The sequence below is a fragment of the Curtobacterium sp. MCPF17_031 genome, assembly GCF_003234035.1.
Classification (GTDB): Bacteria; Actinomycetota; Actinomycetes; order Actinomycetales; family Microbacteriaceae; genus Curtobacterium.
Genome location: NZ_QKSG01000001.1, coordinates 531909 through 549244, shown reverse-complemented (window position 1 = coordinate 549244; position 17336 = coordinate 531909). Strand labels below are relative to the sequence as shown.

Genomic DNA, 17336 nt, shown 5'->3' with positions numbered 1-17336 from the left:
CCCGGCCGGTAGGATCGGGGACCATGGTCGAACTGGACATCAGCGAGCAGGTCAACGCCCTCCGAGTGACCTTCGGGAACATCCGCTCCGTGGTCGACGTCGACCGGCTGGAGCGTGAGATCGCCGAGCTCAGCGAGCAGGCCGGTGCGCCCGACCTCTGGGACGACACCGACCACGCGCAGCAGGTCACGAGCGCGCTCGCGCACCGACAGTCCGAGCTGAAGAAGCTGACCGCCACCGCACAGCGCCTCGACGACCTCGAGGTCCTGGTCCAGATGGCGAACGAGGCCGAGGACCAGGAGTCCGCCGACGAGGCGGCCGAGGAACTCAAGGCCATCACGAAGACCATGGGCGAGCTCGAGGTCCAGACGCTCCTCGACGGTGAGTACGACGACCGTCCGGCCGTGATCACGATCCGTGCCGGTGCCGGTGGGGTCGACGCGGCGGACTTCGCCGAGATGCTCATGCGCATGTACCTGCGCTACGCCGAGCAGCACGACCAGAAGGTCACCGTGATGGACACCTCCTACGCGGAAGAGGCCGGCATCAAGTCCGCCACGTTCGAGGTCGACGGCCCGCACGCGTTCGGCACGCTGTCGGTCGAGGCCGGCACGCACCGCCTGGTCCGGATGTCGCCGTTCGGTGCCGCGGGCAAGCGCCAGACGTCCTTCGCCGCGGTGGAGGTCATCCCGCTGATGCCGGAGACCGCGGTCATCGACATCCCCGAGAACGACATCCGTGTCGACGTGTTCCGCTCCTCCGGCCCCGGTGGGCAGTCCGTCAACACGACCGACTCCGCCGTGCGCCTGACCCACCTGCCGACCGGCACCGTCGTCTCGATGCAGAACGAGAAGTCGCAGATCCAGAACCGTGCCGCCGCCATGCGCGTACTGCAGTCGCGCCTCCTGCTCCTGAAGAAGGAAGAGGAGAGCGCGAAGAAGAAGGAACTGGCCGGCACGATCACGGCCAGCTGGGGCGACCAGATCCGCAACTACGTCCTGGCGCCGTACCAGATGGTCAAGGACCTGCGCACCGAGTACGAGGTCAACAACCCGTCGGCGGTCTTCGACGGTGACCTGGACGGCTTCATCAACGCCGGCATCCGGTGGCGCAAGCGTCCCGACGAGGACTGAGCCCGATCCGGCACCGATCTGAGCGACCCCGCGGGTTCCTGAGCCGCGCGCCTGGAGCAGGAACACCGGTTCGCGACCTACCCTGATCCGGTCATGATCAAATTCGACCAGGTCACCAAGGTGTACTCGGGCAACCCGAGTCCCGCTCTCGACAACGTCACCCTCGAGATCCTCAAGGGTGAGTTCGTCTTCCTCGTCGGTGCGTCCGGCTCCGGGAAGTCGAGCTTCCTCCGGCTCGTCCTCAAGGAGGAGAAGCCCTCCCGCGGGCAGATCCACGTCCTCGGACAGCGTCTCGGCGCGCTCTCGTCCCGCAAGGTCCCGTACTTCCGCCGCAACCTCGGCGTCGTGTTCCAGGACTTCCGACTGCTGCCGAACAAGAACGTCTTCGACAACGTCGCGTTCTCGCTGCAGGTGATCGGCAAGAGCAAGGGCTTCATCAGCGAGTCCGTCACCGACGTGCTCAAGCTCGTCGGGCTCTCCGGGAAGGCGACCCGCATGCCGCACGAGCTCTCCGGCGGCGAGCAGCAGCGCGTGGCGATCGCCCGCGCCGTCGTGAACAAGCCCGCCGTCCTGCTGGCCGACGAACCGACCGGCAACCTCGACCCGACGACGTCGGCGGGCATCATGGCGCTGCTCGAACGCATCAACCAAGGAGGCACGACGATCCTGATGGCGACGCACGACGCGAGCATCGTGAACCAGATGCAGCGGCGGGTCATCGAGCTCTCCGGCGGCACGGTCCTCCGTGACGAGCAGGCCGGCGGCTACCAGACCCAGGCCCTGCCCATCCAGCGTGGCGGCGTCTCGAACACGACCGGCATCCAGACCATCCCGGGGCTCATCCGATGAGGCTCGGACTCGTCATGGCCGAGGTCGGTTCCGGCCTCCGTCGGAACGCCTCGATGGTCGTCTCCGTCGTCCTGGTGACCTTCATCTCGCTGACCTTCGTCGGCACCGCGATCCTGCTCCAGATGCAGATCAACCAGATGAAGGGCTACTGGTACGACCGGGCCCAGGTCGCGGTCTACCTCTGCACCGACACCGACACCACGGGCAACTGCACCGGGGCGAAGGCGACCGACGACCAGCGTGCCCAGATCAAGCAGCAGCTCGAGTCGTCCACGCTGAAGCCGTACATCGAGAAGGCGTACTTCGAGGACCAGCAGGACGCGTACACACGGTTCAAGCAGCAGTTCAAGGACTCGCCCGCCACGGAGTTCGTCAAGCCCGAGTACCTCAACGAGACGTTCTGGGTGAACCTGAAGAACCCGTCGCAGGCCGACGTCCTGGTCGAGAGCCTGTCCAAGGTCGCGGGCGTGCAGAGCGTCGTCGACCAGCGCGGGTACCTGCAGCCGATCTTCAACCTGCTCAACGCCTCGTCGTACACGGCGATCGGCATCGCGGGGCTGATGCTCGTCGCGGCGGTCCTCCTGATCGCCACCACGATCCGGTTGTCGGCGTTCTCGAGACGACGGGAACTCGGCATCATGCGGCTGGTGGGAGCCTCGAACCGGTTCATCCAGACGCCGTTCGTGCTCGAGGGGGTGATCGCCGCCGCGGTCGGAGCCGTGCTCGCGGGTGGTGCGATCACGGCCGTGGTCTGGTTCTTCGTCCGCAACTACCTGACGAAGCGGTTCTCCGGGACGGCGTTCATCGGGATGGACGACGCGGCGGTCGTCGTCCCGGCGGTCATCGTGATCGGTGTCGTCCTGGCGGCTGTCTCGGCCTCCATCGCGATCCGTCGGTACCTGAAGGTCTGAGCCGAGCACCGGCCCTCACGCAGGTCGTCACGTCGAAGGCCCGCACACCGAGACCGGGGAGATCCCGGGAAGGTGCGCGGGCCTCCCGGCGTTCGATATGCTGGGCGGCTCGCGCGCAGCGCGGACACACCGAACGAAGAGGAGCCGGGCATGGCGAAGGAACGCGGGGAGAAGGTCGTCGCGACGAACCGTCGTGCGCGCCACGACTACCTCATCGAGGACACGTACGAGGCCGGCATGGTGCTCAGCGGGACCGAGGTGAAGTCGCTGCGCGAGGGTCGGGCGTCGCTCGTCGACGGGTACGCGTTCGTCGACGCGGGGGAGGCGTGGCTCGACGCCGTGCACATTCCCGAGTACACCGAGGGGACGTGGAACAACCATGCTCCCCGTCGGAAGCGGAAGCTGCTCCTCCACAAGCAGGAGATCGTGAAGATCTCGCACAAGACGGCACAGGGTGGCTACACGCTCGTGCCGATGAAGATCTACTTCCACGACGGTCGGGCCAAGGTCGAGATCGCGGTCGCGAAGGGCAAGCGCGAGTTCGACAAGCGCCAGGCCCTGCGCGAGAAGACCGACAAGCGCGAGGCCGAACGGGCCATGCGCTCCCGCAACCGTCTCGGCGAGTGACCAGCCAGCTCGACTAGCATGGGACGCGTTCAGTCGGTAGACTGAACAACTGCCTGGCCCGGTTCGTCCGGGCACCAGGCTTGGCAACTCAACAGCGTGACAGTGGTTCGCACGACGGCCTGCATGGGGATGATCGGTTTCGACATTGCCTGTGTGCCGACGGGAAGCGGGCCGAGGACCCACGGTCATCTCGTCAACGATCCGTGGAAAACAACAAGTGCCAATTCCAAGCGCACTGACTTCGCTCTCGCTGCGTAAGCAGCCCAGCACATGAAGTCCGTCGGCCAGGTGATCGTCTTCTAACCTGAGTTCCGGCGTCATCCAGAGGACTTGCTGCACGGTTGCGCCTCAGGGCCGTGCGGGACTTGCACTGAGACTGGGCCCGTCGTCCGAGAAGCCGGTAGCAACGGACGGGGCCGAGCAGAACGAACATCCGGATACGCCCGTAGAAGACGTCGAATTGCAGCGATGGACGGGGGTTCGATTCCCCCCATCTCCACCACCTGCCGATCGTCGGACCGCTGTCACGTGAGTTGCCATCGAAGGCCCTGCACCGTTCTCGGACGGTGCAGGGCCTTCGGCATGTCCGGGACCGGTGTCGGGACGGGCCCGATCCTGTCCTGCCGGGTGCGAGGGCTACGCTCCGGGACACGGCGCCGCACCCCGTCGGCGCCGTCCCGAACGAGAGGTACACCGTGCAGGAGATCGCGATCCGAGTCCGTCTGCGGGAGCAGGACCGTCTGGGCCTGGCCGAGTACGAGCGCATCGTGGGGTCGGTCGCCTCCGTCGCCGCCGTGGTCGCTTGGCTGCCGACGCCCGACGCACGGCTGGTGCTGCGCGGTCGTGGTGCCGAGCCGGTGCGTCTCGAGACCATGTCCTACGGCGCGGTGTTCGAGATGCTCGTCGTGATGGACCAGCACACTCCGGGTGTCGAACGTGCGGCGGCTGCGGTCGCGGCGTTGCTCGAGTCGGTCCGGCACGAGCACGTCGAGGACGACGTCGCCGGGATCGCGGGGGAGCTGGACCGCCTGGACCGTTCCGCTCCGCGTGGACGGTCGGCGCCCGAGCGTGCGCTCCGGACGTTCCTGGAGGGTGCCCGGGCGGATGCGTCGGCACGGAAGTCCACGACGCGACTGCGCGCTGCGCAGGCGCTGCTGCGGCTCGCCGAGTCCGGTGCCGAGGTCCTGGTCGAGCGGGTCGAGGACGCTCTGGCACCGGTCGTCAGCGAACAGGCGGTCGACGTGCTCGTGGACACCGGTTCGGCCGTCGTCGTCGAGCCGGTCGACGGTGTCGAGTCGGCCGCTGCGCCCGAGCCTGTCCCGCTGCAGCAGGAGAAGCCGTCCGCCGAGAAGGACAGCAAGAAGAAGGACAGCAAGAAGAAGGACGGCAAGAAGAAGAACGGCAAGAAGAAGGACAGCAAGAAGAAGGACGGCAAGAAGAAGAAGAAGTAGCTTCGCGAGACGCAACCCCGGCGTCAGGACGCAACGCTGTGACGTGCCGTCCCGACGCCGGGGTTGCGTCTTGCGGAAGTCAGAAGTCGAACAGGTTCTGCCGCAGACCGCCCGCGCCGTACTCGCGACGGAGGATCCCGCGCTGGCGGAGCACCGGCACCAGGTCGCCGAGCATCCGGTACACCTGCGCCGGGTGCAGGTCACCGGACAGGATCACCCCGTCGTTGTCGGCGTCCGACCCGAGCTCCTCGATGAAGTCCGCGAACTCCTCCGCCGTCCCGACGAAGCCCGAGCGGTCGGCGACACGGCCGAGGCGGGCCTTCCGCGTGAGCAGTTCGCGCAGGGGTGCGTCCGGGGTGTCCCCGAGGAGCCCCCGGACGGTGCCGGCCGAGACGTGGTCGGCGAAGGTGCCGGCCGGTATCGGCGCGTCGAGGTCGAGGGCGAGCAGGTCGGTCTCGGAGTCGCTCGACCACGCGAGCGCGACCGTGCGGAGGTCCTCGTCGGTCGGGTGCCGGGATGCTTCTACGATGCGGTCGGCCTCCTCCGGTGAAGAAACCACGACGGGCTTGAGCACGAACAGGACGCGCAGGTCCTCCGGTCGGCGTCCGACCTCGGCGGCGGCGGCGTGCACCTTCGTCCGGTAGGCGGCGACCGCAGGGGCCGACAGGGGAGCGAGCGCGAGCTGCACGTCGGAGTGCGCGCCCGCGAAGCCGAGTCCGCGGCCGGAGCCACCGGGGGAGACCACGACCGGGTCGGACTCGAGCGGCAGGGCGTTCAGCGGCCCCGCGGTCCGGAAGTACCGGCCCTCGTGGGTGAAGGCGTCGAGTTCGGATCCGTCGGCGAAGTGCCAGTCCGACTCGGACTGCAGGTGTCCCGACCCCCACGAGTGCCAGAGCCGACGGAGCAGGCCGATCCACTCCTCGGCGCGGTCGTAGGCGGCGTCGTGCGGCAGCGGTTCGAGACCGGCGTGCCGAGCGCTGCCGACGTCGGTGACGACGTTGACGCCGAGCCGGTCCGACGACAGGTGCGCGAGCGTCGCCAGCTGTCGGGCTGCCAGGTACGGCGGGGTGACGCCGGCGTTCACGGTCGGGGCGATTCCGATGTGCCGTGTCGCGGCGAACAGCCACGGCGCGAGCAGCAGCGGGTCGTGCTTCGGCCCGCCGTACGCCTGCCGGATCCGCAGGTCGAGGGTCGTCGGGTTGCCGAGCGAGATCGCGTCCTCGGCGATGACCAGGTCGAGGCCGGCGTCCTCGAGGGCACGGACGGCCTGCTGGTACATCTCCGGTCTGGTCCAGTCGTGGCCCCAGTGCCAGTCCGCTCGACCCCATGCCTGCGGGCCGAAGCCGCGCGAGAAGAAGTACCCGACGTGCTGCATCCTCGCCATCAGTGGGCCCCGTCGAGGACGGTGACCGCCGTGCCGGTCGCGGGGTGCCCCTCCCGGCCGACGACCCGACCGTCCGTCGTGACCGCGCGCACCGCGGCGAACCCACGCTCGAGGTCGCGGAGCAGGTCGGTGGCGTCCTCGATGCCGATCGACAGGCGCACGAGCCCGTCGTCGATGCCCTGCGCCGCCCGCTCGGCGGCCGTGCGCCCGGCGTGCGTCGTCGTCGCCGGGTGCAGCACCAGCGACCGCACGTCGCCCAGGTGGGTCATCCGGCTGAACAGCTCGACCGCGTCGATGAACGCGTGCGCGGCCGGCTCGCCGCCGGCGAGCGTGAACGCGAAGACGGAACCGGCTCCGCGCGGCAGGTAGCGCTGGGCGAGGTCGTGGTACGGACTGGAGGCCAGACCCGCGTGGTCGACACTCGTCACCTCGGGCTGCGCCTCCAGCCAGGTCGCGACCGTCAGCGCGTTCGCCACGTGCCGCTCGACGCGGAGCGACAGCGTCTCGATGCCCTGGCGGAGGAGGAAGGCGTTGAACGGCGAGGGGGTCGGTCCGATGCGAGAGGCGACGACGTCGCGCGCGTAGGCGAGGAAGGCACCGGTGCCGGCACGGTCGACGTAGCTGGCGCCGCCGAGGGCACGGTCGGGCTGGGTGAGGTGCGGCCAGCGCTCCGGGTTCGCGGTCCAGTCGAACCGGCCGCCGTCCACGACGACCCCGCCGAGGCCGGCCCCGTGCCCGGAGAGGAACTTGGAGGCGGAGTGGATGACGATGTCGGCTCCGTGCTCGACGGGCTGCACGAGGTACGGCGTCGCGAGGGTGTTGTCGACGACGAGCGGGACGCCGGCGCGATGGGCCACCTCGGCGACGCCGGTGATGTCGAGCACGTCGTTCTTCGGGTTCGGGATCGACTCGGCGAAGAACAGCTTGGTCTCGGGCCGGACGGCTGCGGCCCAGGCCTGGAGGTCTCGTGCGTCGGTGACGAAGTCGACCTGGATGCCGAGCCGGCCGAGGTTCTGCAACAGCAGGCCGCGGGTGCCCTCGTAGATGCTCGCGGCGCTGACGACGTGGTCCCCGGCGGCGAGGAGCCCGAGGAACGCGACCGTCGCCGCCGCCTGACCGCTGCTCACGAGGATCGCGTCGGCGCCCCGCTCGAGGAGGGCGACACGCCGCTCGACGTCGGCGTTCGTCGGGTTGCCGAGCCGGGTGTAGGTGTAGCCGTCGTCGGTCCCGGCGAACCGGTCGCGGGCCTGGGCGGCGTCGTCGAACAGGAAGCCGGAAGACATGTGGATCGCGGGCACCCGTGCCCCGTGGGCGGTGTCGGGCATGAAGCCGCCGTGCACCTGCTCGGTCGCGAAACCGGGTCGTTCGTCCGTCATGCGTCCACCTCCGTGCCGGGTCGTCCGGCCGCTCGCGCGTCCGGTCGTCGCCGTACTCTCGCAGGCCCGGCGTGGTCGCGGGCCGATTGCGGCGTCGGGTTACGGAGCGGGAAGCGGTGCGGCCGCCGTCCGTCCGGCGGCGACGCGCGGCACGACCGCGAGTCGTCCGGCGAACCCGGGCGCGGGCGGTGCGGGCAGTGCGTCGACCGGGAACCACCGGACGTCGTCGCTCTCGGCGCCGACCGTCACCGTGCTGTCCACGGGAACGGCCGCCAGGAAGCCGACGTCCCAGTGGGTCGCAGGTCCTGGCCTCCGTCGTGCCCGCTAGGTGCCGAGGAGGGCTCGGACGCCGGTGAGGACGGTGTCGCCGACGGCGAGCAGCGGCCCGCGGGCAGCCCACACCGCGATCCCGTTCACGGCGAGGAACAGCACGAACCAGACGACCGCGGGCAGGTGCATCTCGGCCGCTGCGATGTGGAAGTCGGTCTGCACCCGCGACCCGGTGAGGAGCCACCGGACGACCTGCACGAGCGAGCGGAGCCCGTCGACGAGGAGCGCGGCACCGAGGGCCGCCACCACGAGGAGGGTGAGGTCCGACGGGCGGACGGCGACCCAGACGGCGAGCGCGTCGACCCCGATCACCACGAGCAACCCGAACCAGTTCCGGACGAACAGCAGGGCGACCAGGCCGACGACGCCGAGCACGGCGACGGGCAGCCACGGCGAACCGACGACGGCGCCGGTGACGAGCAGCACGCCGGCCCAGATCGGCGCGCTGTAGCCGGCGAAGAGGTTGAGCAGCCGCACCAGCCAGCGGAGGCCGTCGGGGACCCGTCCGAGTTGGACCCAGGCCTCCCCGGAGCCGTCCGGGTGCAGGTCGATGCGTCGGATGCGGCCGCCGAAGGGGACGACGACGACGCAGTGCCCGACCTCGTGCACGATCGTCGCGGCCAGGCGGGCGACCCGACCGAGGAACGGCACGAGGGGCAGCACGGCGCCGATGAGCAGGGCACCGAAGACGGCGGATGCGGGCAGGGAGGTCAAGCCGACATCGTCGCAGACCGTCCTCAGCGGTTCACTGGGAGCAGACCTCTCGGGAGTGTGCTCGTCGCAGGTGCGCTCACTGCGACACCTGGCTGGTCGTGACGATGCGGCGCCACGGTCCGTTCGGGACCTCGTCGGCCTCGACGAACCGCCAGCTGACCCGGTCGTCCTCGCCGTCGAGCTCGGCGTACCCGAGACAACCGTTCAGCGCGGGGGAGACGTCGACCCCGGCACCGTTGTACCGCTTGTTGACCGGTCGCTCGTTGCCGGGGCCGAAGACGTAGGCGCTGTCGTGGTAGGTGCCCGGGCCGGCGTCCTGGACCTGGCCGTAGCAGGTCCGCCCGTCCTTGCTCAGCTGCACCCACCGGTTCTTGAGGTAGCTGAAGCCGTCGTCGCCGCGGTGCTTCCGGTAGGCGGGATCGCCCGCCCAGGGGACGACCCGGTCGCGGTCGCGGAACCCGGTGCGGTCGTTGACGTCGTCGTACGGGACGTCGAGGTAGAACGGGTTCTCCTTCGGCTTCATGTGCGTCGGGAAGTACCCGTTCGCGGCTCGGCGTCGTTCGGTCTGGCAGACACGCTCGACGATGGCGCCGTCGCAGCCGCCGTAGCTGCCCTGCCAGTCGTCGTCGTAGGTGGAGTAGACCTGGCTGCCGTCGTCGGCGTCCGGGTCGAAGACCTCGCCGACCCAGAAGGTGGTGGAGACGATCCTGGTGTGCCACGGGTAGGTGCGGGCCACCGCGCCGCCGCCGGAGGGACTGCCGCAGCCAGCGAGCACCGCGGCGAGCGCGAGCGTCCCGACGAGTGCCGCGGCCGTGCGCGGACGCGCACCGCGGCCCCGGGAGCCGCGGGTGCGGGTCTCCCGGGGTCGGGGCTCCGGTGTCGTGCTCACGTCACCGGGCGATCGTGCCGGGCAGCGCCGACGATGCGGCGGTTGCCGATCCGGCAGGCGTGGACGGGGTGTCGAGCTGGCCGGGCATGCCCGACGTGTCGAGCTGCCCCAGGACCGCACGGGACCGGACGGTCAGGGCGTCCACGGCCGGGGCGATCCGGCTCACGCTGCTGCTCGCCTTCGCCTTCGCCTTCGTGGTCGCGCTGTTCGTCGTGGTGGTGGTGGTCGCGAGTGGCGGGGCGCCGACGGTGTCGTACGCGGCGACGTCGTCGGTTGTCAGCGTGCCGTTCGAGAACAGGTTCAGGCCGAAGCTGATCCCGTCGAACCCGGCCGGGATCTGGTCCGTCGTCCACACCGCCTGCGTCCATGTCGAGGCCGAGGCGTACCAGGGGCTCGACGTCCAGTAGTGCCAGGAGCCGGTCGTCGAGTCGCGCAGGTAGACGGTGAACTGCGTGACGGTGTTCGACTTGTAGTACTCGCGGAGCGAGTACGTGTGGCCGGCGACCACGGTGGGGGCACAGTCACCGAGGTCGAACGTCGGCAACCACTTGGCGTCACCGTCGACGTGGTCGCTCACGGTGAGCGACGTCGCCTTGGTGGTGGTGCCGGTGCGGCCCGGGGTGACGGTGCTGAACGCTGCCGTGTTCGAGCCGTACCCGCCGTACTGCCAGCACTTCTGCCCGCTCGGGCTGGTGGTGGAGGTCGTCTGGAAGGACGGGTTCTGCACCGCGTTGACACCGGGGGCTGCGGGTCCCGGGACCGGGGACTGCACGACCGGCTGCACCGGGGTGCCGACGGCGTCGCCGACCGTCTTCACGGTGGTGGCGTTCGCGGGGTCCGCGGAGTAGGCGGCGAGCCACTGGGCGAACTGCGCGAACAGTGCCGGCGAGGTCGTCGGGTCGAGCGAGGTGTCGTCGCTGATGTGGTGGAAGGTGAGCTGCACCCAGCCGCCCTTGTCGGTCTTCGCCTGGGTGACCTGCTGCTGCAGGTCGGCCAGGGTCCAGTTCGCCTCGACCTGGCTCGGTGCCCGGGTCAGCATGACGTTCCGCGGCGGCAGGGTCTCCGCCGTGACGCAGCCGGCGCAGTCGTACGGTGTCCGGACGTCCCCGAGGCCACGGGCACTGGCGTACCCGCAGGCGCGGACGGCGTCACGCGTCTTCGTGGTCGACTCCGCGAACGGGTAGGCGAAGCTCCGGACCGTGTAGCCCCATGACGACAGCGTGGCACGGGACTGGCAGGCCTGCCGCTGCGCCTCGGCCTGGGACAGCGCGGACATGTCGGGGTGGGTGACGCTGTGCCCGCCGATCTCGTTGCCGGCCGCTGCGAGGGTCGCCAGGTCCGACTGCTGCATGTAGCCGGGGGCGTTGAGGTAGCCCGTGATGATGTAGAACGTGCCGGTCAGGCCGTTCTGCTGCAGCGCCTGCGCGGCCAGCATCTGGTCGGCGTCGCCGTCGTCGAAGGTCAGGCTGACCGTGACGGGCTTCGTGGCCGTCGCAGCGCGTGCCGGGGCTGCCCCGAGGAGGCCGGTGACGACGATCGCCACCGCCGCCAGGACGGCGAGGACCACCGTCAGGCGGTTGAACGACTGGTCCTTGGTCATTCGACCGTCACCGACTTCGCGAGGTTGCGGGGCTTGTCCACGTCGCAACCGAGTTGCAGCGCGAGCTCGCGGGCGAGCATCTGGAGGGGGACCACGGACTCGAGCGGCCCCCAGAGCGACATGCCCTGGTCGGTCACGTCGGTCCGTCGCGAGACCAGCCGGCCGGCGTCGCGGCGGAGTGCGGGCACGTCGGTGCCGACGCCACCGATGGTGATGACGAAGCCGCCGCGGGCTCGGACCTCGGCGACGTTCGCCTGGATCTTGTGCTCGCCGTTGTCGACGACGACCACGGGGGTGCCGTCGGTGACGAGTGCGAGCGGACCGTGCTTCAGCTCACCGGCCGGGTAGGCCTCGGCCCACCGGTAGGAGAGCTCCTTGAGCTTCAGTGCACCCTCGGCGGCGAACGGGAGGCCCGCCCCACGTCCCAGGAACAGGAACCCGGAAGCGTCCCGCACGCTCGAGACGAGCAGCGGGATCCGGTCGAGCGACGCTTCGGCCGCACCGGCGAGGAGGCCGGGGAGCCGCTGCATGTCGCCGACGAGCGCCAGTGCCCGCGACCGGTCGATGCGGTCGGACGCCACGAGCGCCGAGATCATCGCCGAGACGCCGACGACGACCTGCGCCGTGAACGTCTTCGTCGCGGCGACGCCGATCTCGGGCCCGGCGTGGCAGTCGAGCACCGCGTCGGCTCGTCGGGCGAGCGAGGAGTGCAGGTTGTTCGTCAGCGCGAGCACCTGGTACCGGTCCGCGAACCGGTCGAGTGCACGAAGCACGTCCGCGGTCTCACCGGACTGGCTGATCGCGACGACCAGCGTGCCCGGTGTCAGGACGGCCTGGTCGGCCTCGCTCCCGACGACGGTGTCGGTGGGGACGCCGCCGAGCCCGCGGAGCGCGGTCGAGATGACCTGCCCGGCGTTCAACGACGTGCCGCACGCGACCACCGCGACGCGCTCGAACGGCGCGAGCCCGAGGCTGCGCCACATGCTCCCGTCGACCACACGACCGGCGATGCGGTCGAGGATCTCCGCCACGACGGTGGGCTGCTCCTCGATCTCCTTCGCCATGTGGTCGGTGTGGTCGCCGAGCTCGAGTGCCTCGGCGGCGAACGGCGACGGCGTCGCGAACGGCACCGCCACGACCTCCCCGCGGGACGACCAGGTCCAACTCTCGCCGAGCTCGACGACGTCACCGTCACGGAGTGCGACGAAGGTCTCGGCCCAGGTGGCGATCGCTCCGATGTCGCTCGCGACGAAGTCACCGCGGGCGGCACGGGCCACCACGAGCGGGGACCGGTCGGCCGCGACGACCATCCGGCCGTCCCGTGCGTCGAGGACCACGATGGCCCAGGACCCCTCGAGCTGTGCGGTCGCGATCTGCACCGCGAGCATCAGGTCAGGGTCGACCGCCAGGGCACGCTCGACCAGGTGCGTGATGACCTCCGAGTCGACCTCGGACACGAACACGTGCCCCTGGGCGCTCAGCTGCCCGCGGAGCAGGTCCGCGTTCTCGATGATGCCGTTGTGCACGACGCTGATCCGGCCGGAGCAGTCGGCGTGCGGGTGCGCGTTCGTCTCACGGACGGCGCCGTGCGTCGCCCAGCGGGTGTGTCCGATGCCGATCCCCGTGAACGGGTCTCCGGAACGGGCGGCGACCAACGTGCGCAGGTCGCCGACCCGGGACACCGAACGGATCGTCTCGGTGCCGCCGGTGCTGGTACGCACGGCGATGCCGGCCGAGTCGTACCCGCGGTACTCCAGGCGCTCCAGGCCGTCCAGGAGGTACGGGGTGGCATCGTCCGCCACCCGTGCCGCGATGATGCCGCACATGTTCAGACCACCGCCGTCGCACCCGCCGGCGCGCCGGCCGCGGCGGCGTCGGCGTCGGCGGAGGAGTCGGCCGTCCGGCTCCGGACGTCCTCGGCGACCAACCGGACCACGGCCTCCAGAGGGGTCACCGGGGCGAACCCGACGGCGGCCTTCGCGCGGGTGTTGTCCGGGACACGACGACGCATGTCCTCGTAGCCCTCGCCGTACGCCTCGTCGTAGGGGACGTAGGTGATCCGGCTGTCCGAGCCCGTGATGTCGATGACGAGCTCCGCGAGTTCGGCGATGCTGATCTCGCGCTCGCCGCCGAGGTTGAACGCCTCGCCGTAGGCCTCCTCGTGCTCGATGAGCGCGACCATCGCGGGGACCACGTCGCCGACGAAGGAGAAGCAGCGCGACTGGACGCCGTCGCCGTAGACGGTCAGCGGTTCGCCGCGGACGGCCTGGCCCACCAGGTTCGGGACGACCATGCCGTAGCGGCCGGTCTGGCGTGGGCCGACCGTGTTGAACGGACGGGCGATGGCGACGCGCAGGCCGTACTCCTTGAAGTAGGCGTGCGCGAAGGCCTCGTCGATGCCCTTCGCCGCGGCGTACGTCCAGCGGGCCACGAGCGGCGAACCGAGGACGCGGTCGGCGGTCTCGTGCAGCGCGTCGGCGGTGTTCTTGCCGTAGATCTCGCTCGTCGAGACGAGGAGCAGCTTGGCGCCGGCGGCGACACAGGCGTCCAGGACGTTCTCGCTGCCGTGGATGTTCGTGCGGAGCCCCTGCAGCGGGTGGTCCACGATGAGCTTCACGCCGACCGCGGCGGCCAGGTGGAACACCCGGTCCGACCCGGCGACCAGTTCGGTGACGAGCGCACGGTCGAGGATGCTGCCCTCGACGACGCGCAGCCGGTCGTGTCCGGCCACGGCGGCCAGGTTGTCAGCACGACCGGTGGAGAAGTCGTCGAGCACGACGACGTCGTCGCCGTCGGTGAGCAGGCGTTCGACGAGGTGGCTGCCGATGAACCCGGCGCCTCCGGTGACGATGGACTTCATGGCCTTCCCTTTCAGAGGAGGATGCGGCCGGTGAGGTCCGCAGCCCGGTAGGTGGTGTCGATCACGAGCTGCTCGCCGGTGATCCAGGACAGGTCGGCGTCACTGTGCCGGGTGTGCAGGAGCACGACGTCCGCGCCGAAGGCGGCCTCGTCGACGACGTCGTCGAGGACGGTGCCGTCGTGCAGGCGGACGGAGTCGAAGCGGTGGTCGGCGAACCCGACGTCGGCACCGGCGGCGATCAGGCCCTCGAGGATCTCGAGCGCGGGGGACTCGCGGAGGTCGGCGACGTCGCGCTTGTACGCGATGCCGACGACGAGCACCCGCGCGCCGCGGAGACCACGGCCGGCGTCCGAGAGGACCTCACGGGCGCGGTCGACGACCCGACCCGGACGAGCCGCGATCTCGGCCATCGCCTGGGTGATCATCGGCGCGGCCTGCCGGTCCGCCTTGAGCTGCCAGAGCAGGTAGTGCGGGTCGCACGGGATGCAGTGTCCGCCGACACCCGGACCCGGCATGAACGCCATGAACCCGTACGGCTTCGTCGCCGCGGCGTCGACGACGTCCGCCACGTCGATGCCCATCGTGCGGCAGATGTCCGAGAACTCGTTCGCCAACGCGATGTTCACGGCGCGGAACGTGTTCTCGAGGAGCTTCGTCATCTCCGCCGCGGCGAGCGAGGGCACGCGGTGCACCCGGGCGTAGCGGCCGAGCATCTCGTCCGCGATCTCCGCACACTCCGGCGTCGCGGCGCCGAGGACGCGGGGGACGTCCTCGTGCGCGACCGAGGCGTTGCCCGGGTCGATGCGCTCCGGGCTGAACGCGACGAACACGTCCTTGCCCGGCAGCAGCCCGCGCTCGGTGAGGGGTTGCACGAGCAGGTCGTCGGTGCACCCGACGTAGGTGGTGCTCGTCAGCATGAGGAGCTGCCCGGGGACGGCGTGCTCGACGACCGTCGCCGCGGCGCCGCGGAGGATCGTGAGGTCCGGCACCAGGTACTCGTCGACGGGCGTCGGCACGCACACGATCACGGCCGCGGCACGTGCCAGCATCGAGGGGTCGTCGGTGAGGACGAAGTCGTCCGCCAGGAACGCCGACTCCAGACGCACCCGGTCGTCCTCGAGCAGGTCGGCGCCGCGGGACCGGATCGTCTCCAGGCGACGCTGCGACACGTCCACGCCGATCACCGAGGTGCCCGAGTGGTGGTACGCCAGGGCGGTCGGCAGCCCGACGTAGCCGAGGCCCACGATCGCCACGTCGAACTCGAAACCACGGGTACCGCCGGCGGCGGTGGTGCCGTCGGTGCCCGGCACGATGCGGTGCAGGGAAGCGGGGACGTCCGGGGACGTCGGGACGGCCGACGTCGCCGGAGCGACCGGCGACGTGCGGACCGACAGGGCGTCGGACGGCGATGGTGCGATGGACATGCGGGTTCCCCTCGGATCGGGACACAACCGGGAGGGTCGTCCCGGCAGGCACCGACCGCCGCCGGGTGGACCGCGGGATCAGGTGGGCCTCGTCCGGGCCGTCGTCCGTCCCCGGATCAGGCGGGGACGGACGACGGCGGTCCGGGTGCGGCCGGTCGGGTACCGATCTCGGGTACGCGGTCCTGCCCCGATGACGGGGCCGGCGGTCGGTGCGTTGCCACCATCACGGGTCGAGCGCCCCTCCGGCAACGCCCCCGGACCGGTCTTGCGGTGCTCCGCAGCACCGTGGCGGCGACTGCGGCACCGCATGCGGACTCCCGCAACCGCATGCGGCCACGGCTGCGGGAATGCGGTGCGCGGCCCACTCCGCGCGGCTTAGCGTCGCCCCATGCTCACGTTCGTCGTCGCCCTCGTGCTCGTCCTCGGCGTCAACACGATCCTCTGGACCACGGTCGGCGCGACCCGCGTGGTCACCGCCCGCCTCCACCGCATCGGCGCCGACGGCCGCGGTCGCCGCGCCCGCCGCCGCGGCATGCCGGCACCTGTCCCGCGCGGCTACCGCCCACCGACGACCGCGGACGTCGCCGTCCTCGTCGCCGCGCACAACGAGGAACTCGTCATCGAACGGACCATCCGCTCCGCCGCCGAACACCTGCCGCCCGAGCAGATCCTCGTCGTCTCCGACGGGTCCTCGGACCGCACCGTCGAGATCGCCCGTGCCGCCGGCGCGCAGGTGTACGACCTGCAGCCGAACCGCGGCAAGGCCGGGGCGATCGCCGCCGCCATCGAGCAGTTCGCGATCCCCGAACGATTCGAGGTGATGATGCTGCTCGACGCGGACACACACCTGTCCACCGACTACTTCAGCACCGGACTTCCCGAGTTCTCCGCACCCGACGTCGTCGCCGTCGCCGGACGTGCCACCACCATCCTGGAGCCCCGAGCCCCCACCGTCTTCGGTCGCCTGCTCGTCGCCTACCGCGAACGCGTCTACGTCGCCGTCCAGTACCTGCAGAAGTTCGGCCAGGCCGCCCCCGCCGCGAACGTCGTCGCCATCGTCCCCGGCTTCGCCTCGATGTACCGCACCCGGATCCTCCGCGACATCGACATCACGGCCGAGGGGCTGGCCATCGAGGACTTCAACATGACGTTCGAGGTGCACGCGAAGGACCTCGGTCGTGTCGCCTTCCGCCCCGGCGCCGCCGTCGCCTACACGCAGGACCCCGACACCCTCCGTGACTACGCCAAGCAGGTCCGTCGCTGGAACCTCGGCTTCTGGCAGACCCTCCGGCGCCACCGGTTCGGCCTCCGCCGCTTCGGGCTCGCCACCGGACTGTTCGTCCTCGAGCTCCTGACGTCGAGCCTGATGATGCTCCTGCTGCTGCCCGCGGTGGCGCTCGCCGGGACCGCCGCGATCCTGGTGGCCCTCGGGATGGGCGCCGGCTTCCCGGACGCGGTGCTCGCCGTCGACCCGGTCACCGGGATCGTGATCGGCGTGCTGCTGCCCGACTACCTGCTCACGATCGTCGTCGCGGTGGTGTCACGTCGGGGCGTGTACGTCCTGTACGGGCTGACGTTCCCGCTCCTCCGGGTGCTCGACTCGTACCTGTGCCTGCGCGCACTCGTCCTCGCGTTCCGCGGTGGCTCGAGCGGCGTGTGGCACAGCCCGACGCGCCGCGCGGCGACCGTCTGACCGTACGACGACCGGACCCGGCGACCCAGTCGGCACCATGACGGACGGGAGGCCCGGTACCAGCTGGTACCGGGCCTCCCGTCCTGTGTGCCGTC

15 protein-coding genes and 1 other RNA gene are annotated in these 17336 nt (G+C 70.6%); 7 read left to right on the top strand and 9 right to left on the bottom strand.

Annotated elements, in window-relative coordinates:
- Window positions 1–23 precede the first annotated feature (23 nt).
- From prfB to DEJ31_RS02535, 6 genes are all read left to right on the top strand, one after another.
- Window positions 24–1133, top strand: coding sequence for a peptide chain release factor 2 (gene prfB / locus DEJ31_RS02560; protein WP_110902061.1), 1110 nt, complete (start codon window positions 24–26; stop codon window positions 1131–1133).
- Between the two features lie 93 nt (window positions 1134–1226).
- Window positions 1227–1982 carry a cell division ATP-binding protein FtsE gene (gene ftsE, locus DEJ31_RS02555; protein ID WP_110825177.1) on the top strand — a complete coding sequence of 252 codons (756 nt, stop codon included), beginning with the start codon at window positions 1227–1229 and terminating at the stop codon, window positions 1980–1982.
- Window positions 1979–2893, top strand: a complete 915-nt coding sequence (gene ftsX, locus DEJ31_RS02550; RefSeq protein ID WP_110902062.1) for a permease-like cell division protein FtsX — start codon at window positions 1979–1981, stop codon at window positions 2891–2893. Before ftsE ends, ftsX begins: the two co-directional genes overlap by 4 nt.
- A gap of 150 nt (window positions 2894–3043) precedes the next feature.
- Window positions 3044–3520: an SsrA-binding protein SmpB gene (smpB, locus tag DEJ31_RS02545; RefSeq protein WP_110902063.1), complete on the top strand. Its 477-nt coding sequence runs from the start codon at window positions 3044–3046 to the stop codon at window positions 3518–3520.
- Between the two features lie 125 nt (window positions 3521–3645).
- Window positions 3646–4022: a transfer-messenger RNA gene (gene ssrA, locus DEJ31_RS02540) on the top strand.
- A gap of 193 nt (window positions 4023–4215) precedes the next feature.
- Window positions 4216–4971: a hypothetical protein gene (locus DEJ31_RS02535; RefSeq protein WP_111121124.1), complete on the top strand. Its 756-nt coding sequence runs from the start codon at window positions 4216–4218 to the stop codon at window positions 4969–4971.
- A gap of 79 nt (window positions 4972–5050) precedes the next feature.
- On the opposite strand, the gene DEJ31_RS02530 is transcribed toward DEJ31_RS02535, so the two are convergent.
- The 9 genes from DEJ31_RS02530 to DEJ31_RS02495 all read right to left on the bottom strand — a co-directional run bounded on the left by DEJ31_RS02530 (window position 5051) and on the right by DEJ31_RS02495 (window position 15548).
- Complete coding sequence (locus tag DEJ31_RS02530; protein WP_111121123.1) at window positions 5051–6355, bottom strand: LLM class flavin-dependent oxidoreductase; 1305 nt, start codon at window positions 6353–6355, stop codon at window positions 5051–5053.
- On the bottom strand, window positions 6355–7731 hold the full coding sequence (locus DEJ31_RS02525; RefSeq protein ID WP_111121122.1) for an O-acetylhomoserine aminocarboxypropyltransferase/cysteine synthase family protein: 1377 nt from the start codon (window positions 7729–7731) through the stop codon (window positions 6355–6357). Before DEJ31_RS02525 ends, DEJ31_RS02530 begins: the two co-directional genes overlap by 1 nt.
- Window positions 7732–7830: 99 nt before the next feature.
- On the bottom strand, window positions 7831–7992 hold the full coding sequence (locus tag DEJ31_RS17075) for a hypothetical protein (protein WP_181421435.1): 162 nt from the start codon (window positions 7990–7992) through the stop codon (window positions 7831–7833).
- A 63-nt stretch (window positions 7993–8055) separates the two neighbouring features.
- Window positions 8056–8775, bottom strand: coding sequence for a M50 family metallopeptidase (locus DEJ31_RS02520; protein ID WP_181433441.1), 720 nt, complete (start codon window positions 8773–8775; stop codon window positions 8056–8058).
- 76 nt (window positions 8776–8851) lie between these two features.
- Complete coding sequence (locus DEJ31_RS02515; RefSeq protein ID WP_111121120.1) at window positions 8852–9664, bottom strand: hypothetical protein; 813 nt, start codon at window positions 9662–9664, stop codon at window positions 8852–8854.
- A 1-nt stretch (window position 9665) separates the two neighbouring features.
- Window positions 9666–11264 (bottom strand): polysaccharide deacetylase family protein, encoded by a 1599-nt coding sequence (locus DEJ31_RS02510; RefSeq protein WP_111121119.1) that lies wholly within the window; start codon window positions 11262–11264, stop codon window positions 9666–9668.
- Window positions 11261–13090 (bottom strand): glutamine--fructose-6-phosphate transaminase (isomerizing), encoded by a 1830-nt coding sequence (glmS, locus tag DEJ31_RS02505; protein WP_111121118.1) that lies wholly within the window; start codon window positions 13088–13090, stop codon window positions 11261–11263. Before glmS ends, DEJ31_RS02510 begins: the two co-directional genes overlap by 4 nt.
- Before the next feature lie 2 nt (window positions 13091–13092).
- Window positions 13093–14124 (bottom strand): NAD-dependent epimerase/dehydratase family protein, encoded by a 1032-nt coding sequence (locus DEJ31_RS02500; protein WP_111121117.1) that lies wholly within the window; start codon window positions 14122–14124, stop codon window positions 13093–13095.
- An 11-nt stretch (window positions 14125–14135) separates the two neighbouring features.
- Window positions 14136–15548 (bottom strand): nucleotide sugar dehydrogenase, encoded by a 1413-nt coding sequence (locus tag DEJ31_RS02495; protein WP_110902071.1) that lies wholly within the window; start codon window positions 15546–15548, stop codon window positions 14136–14138.
- A 388-nt stretch (window positions 15549–15936) separates the two neighbouring features.
- Here DEJ31_RS02495 and DEJ31_RS02490 point away from each other — a divergent pair, with 388 nt between their 5' ends.
- Window positions 15937–17241 carry a glycosyltransferase family 2 protein gene (locus DEJ31_RS02490; protein WP_111121116.1) on the top strand — a complete coding sequence of 435 codons (1305 nt, stop codon included), beginning with the start codon at window positions 15937–15939 and terminating at the stop codon, window positions 17239–17241.
- Window positions 17242–17336: the final 95 nt, after the last annotated feature.

Excerpts from the sequence above, each read along its gene's own strand:
- prfB (WP_110902061.1), top strand. The coding sequence starts at position 24 with ATGGTCGAACTGGACATCAGCGAGCAGGTCAACGCCCTCCGAGTGACC.
- ftsE (WP_110825177.1), top strand. The coding sequence starts at position 1,227 with ATGATCAAATTCGACCAGGTCACCAAGGTGTACTCGGGCAACCCGAGT.
- ftsX (WP_110902062.1), top strand. The coding sequence starts at position 1,979 with ATGAGGCTCGGACTCGTCATGGCCGAGGTCGGTTCCGGCCTCCGTCGG.
- smpB (WP_110902063.1), top strand. The coding sequence starts at position 3,044 with ATGGCGAAGGAACGCGGGGAGAAGGTCGTCGCGACGAACCGTCGTGCG.
- DEJ31_RS02530 (WP_111121123.1), bottom strand. The coding sequence starts at position 6,355 with ATGGCGAGGATGCAGCACGTCGGGTACTTCTTCTCGCGCGGCTTCGGC.
- DEJ31_RS02525 (WP_111121122.1), bottom strand. The coding sequence starts at position 7,731 with ATGACGGACGAACGACCCGGTTTCGCGACCGAGCAGGTGCACGGCGGC.
- DEJ31_RS02510 (WP_111121119.1), bottom strand. The coding sequence starts at position 11,264 with ATGACCAAGGACCAGTCGTTCAACCGCCTGACGGTGGTCCTCGCCGTC.
- glmS (WP_111121118.1), bottom strand. The coding sequence starts at position 13,090 with ATGTGCGGCATCATCGCGGCACGGGTGGCGGACGATGCCACCCCGTAC.
- DEJ31_RS02500 (WP_111121117.1), bottom strand. The coding sequence starts at position 14,124 with ATGAAGTCCATCGTCACCGGAGGCGCCGGGTTCATCGGCAGCCACCTC.
- DEJ31_RS02495 (WP_110902071.1), bottom strand. The coding sequence starts at position 15,548 with ATGTCCATCGCACCATCGCCGTCCGACGCCCTGTCGGTCCGCACGTCG.
- DEJ31_RS02490 (WP_111121116.1), top strand. The coding sequence starts at position 15,937 with ATGCTCACGTTCGTCGTCGCCCTCGTGCTCGTCCTCGGCGTCAACACG.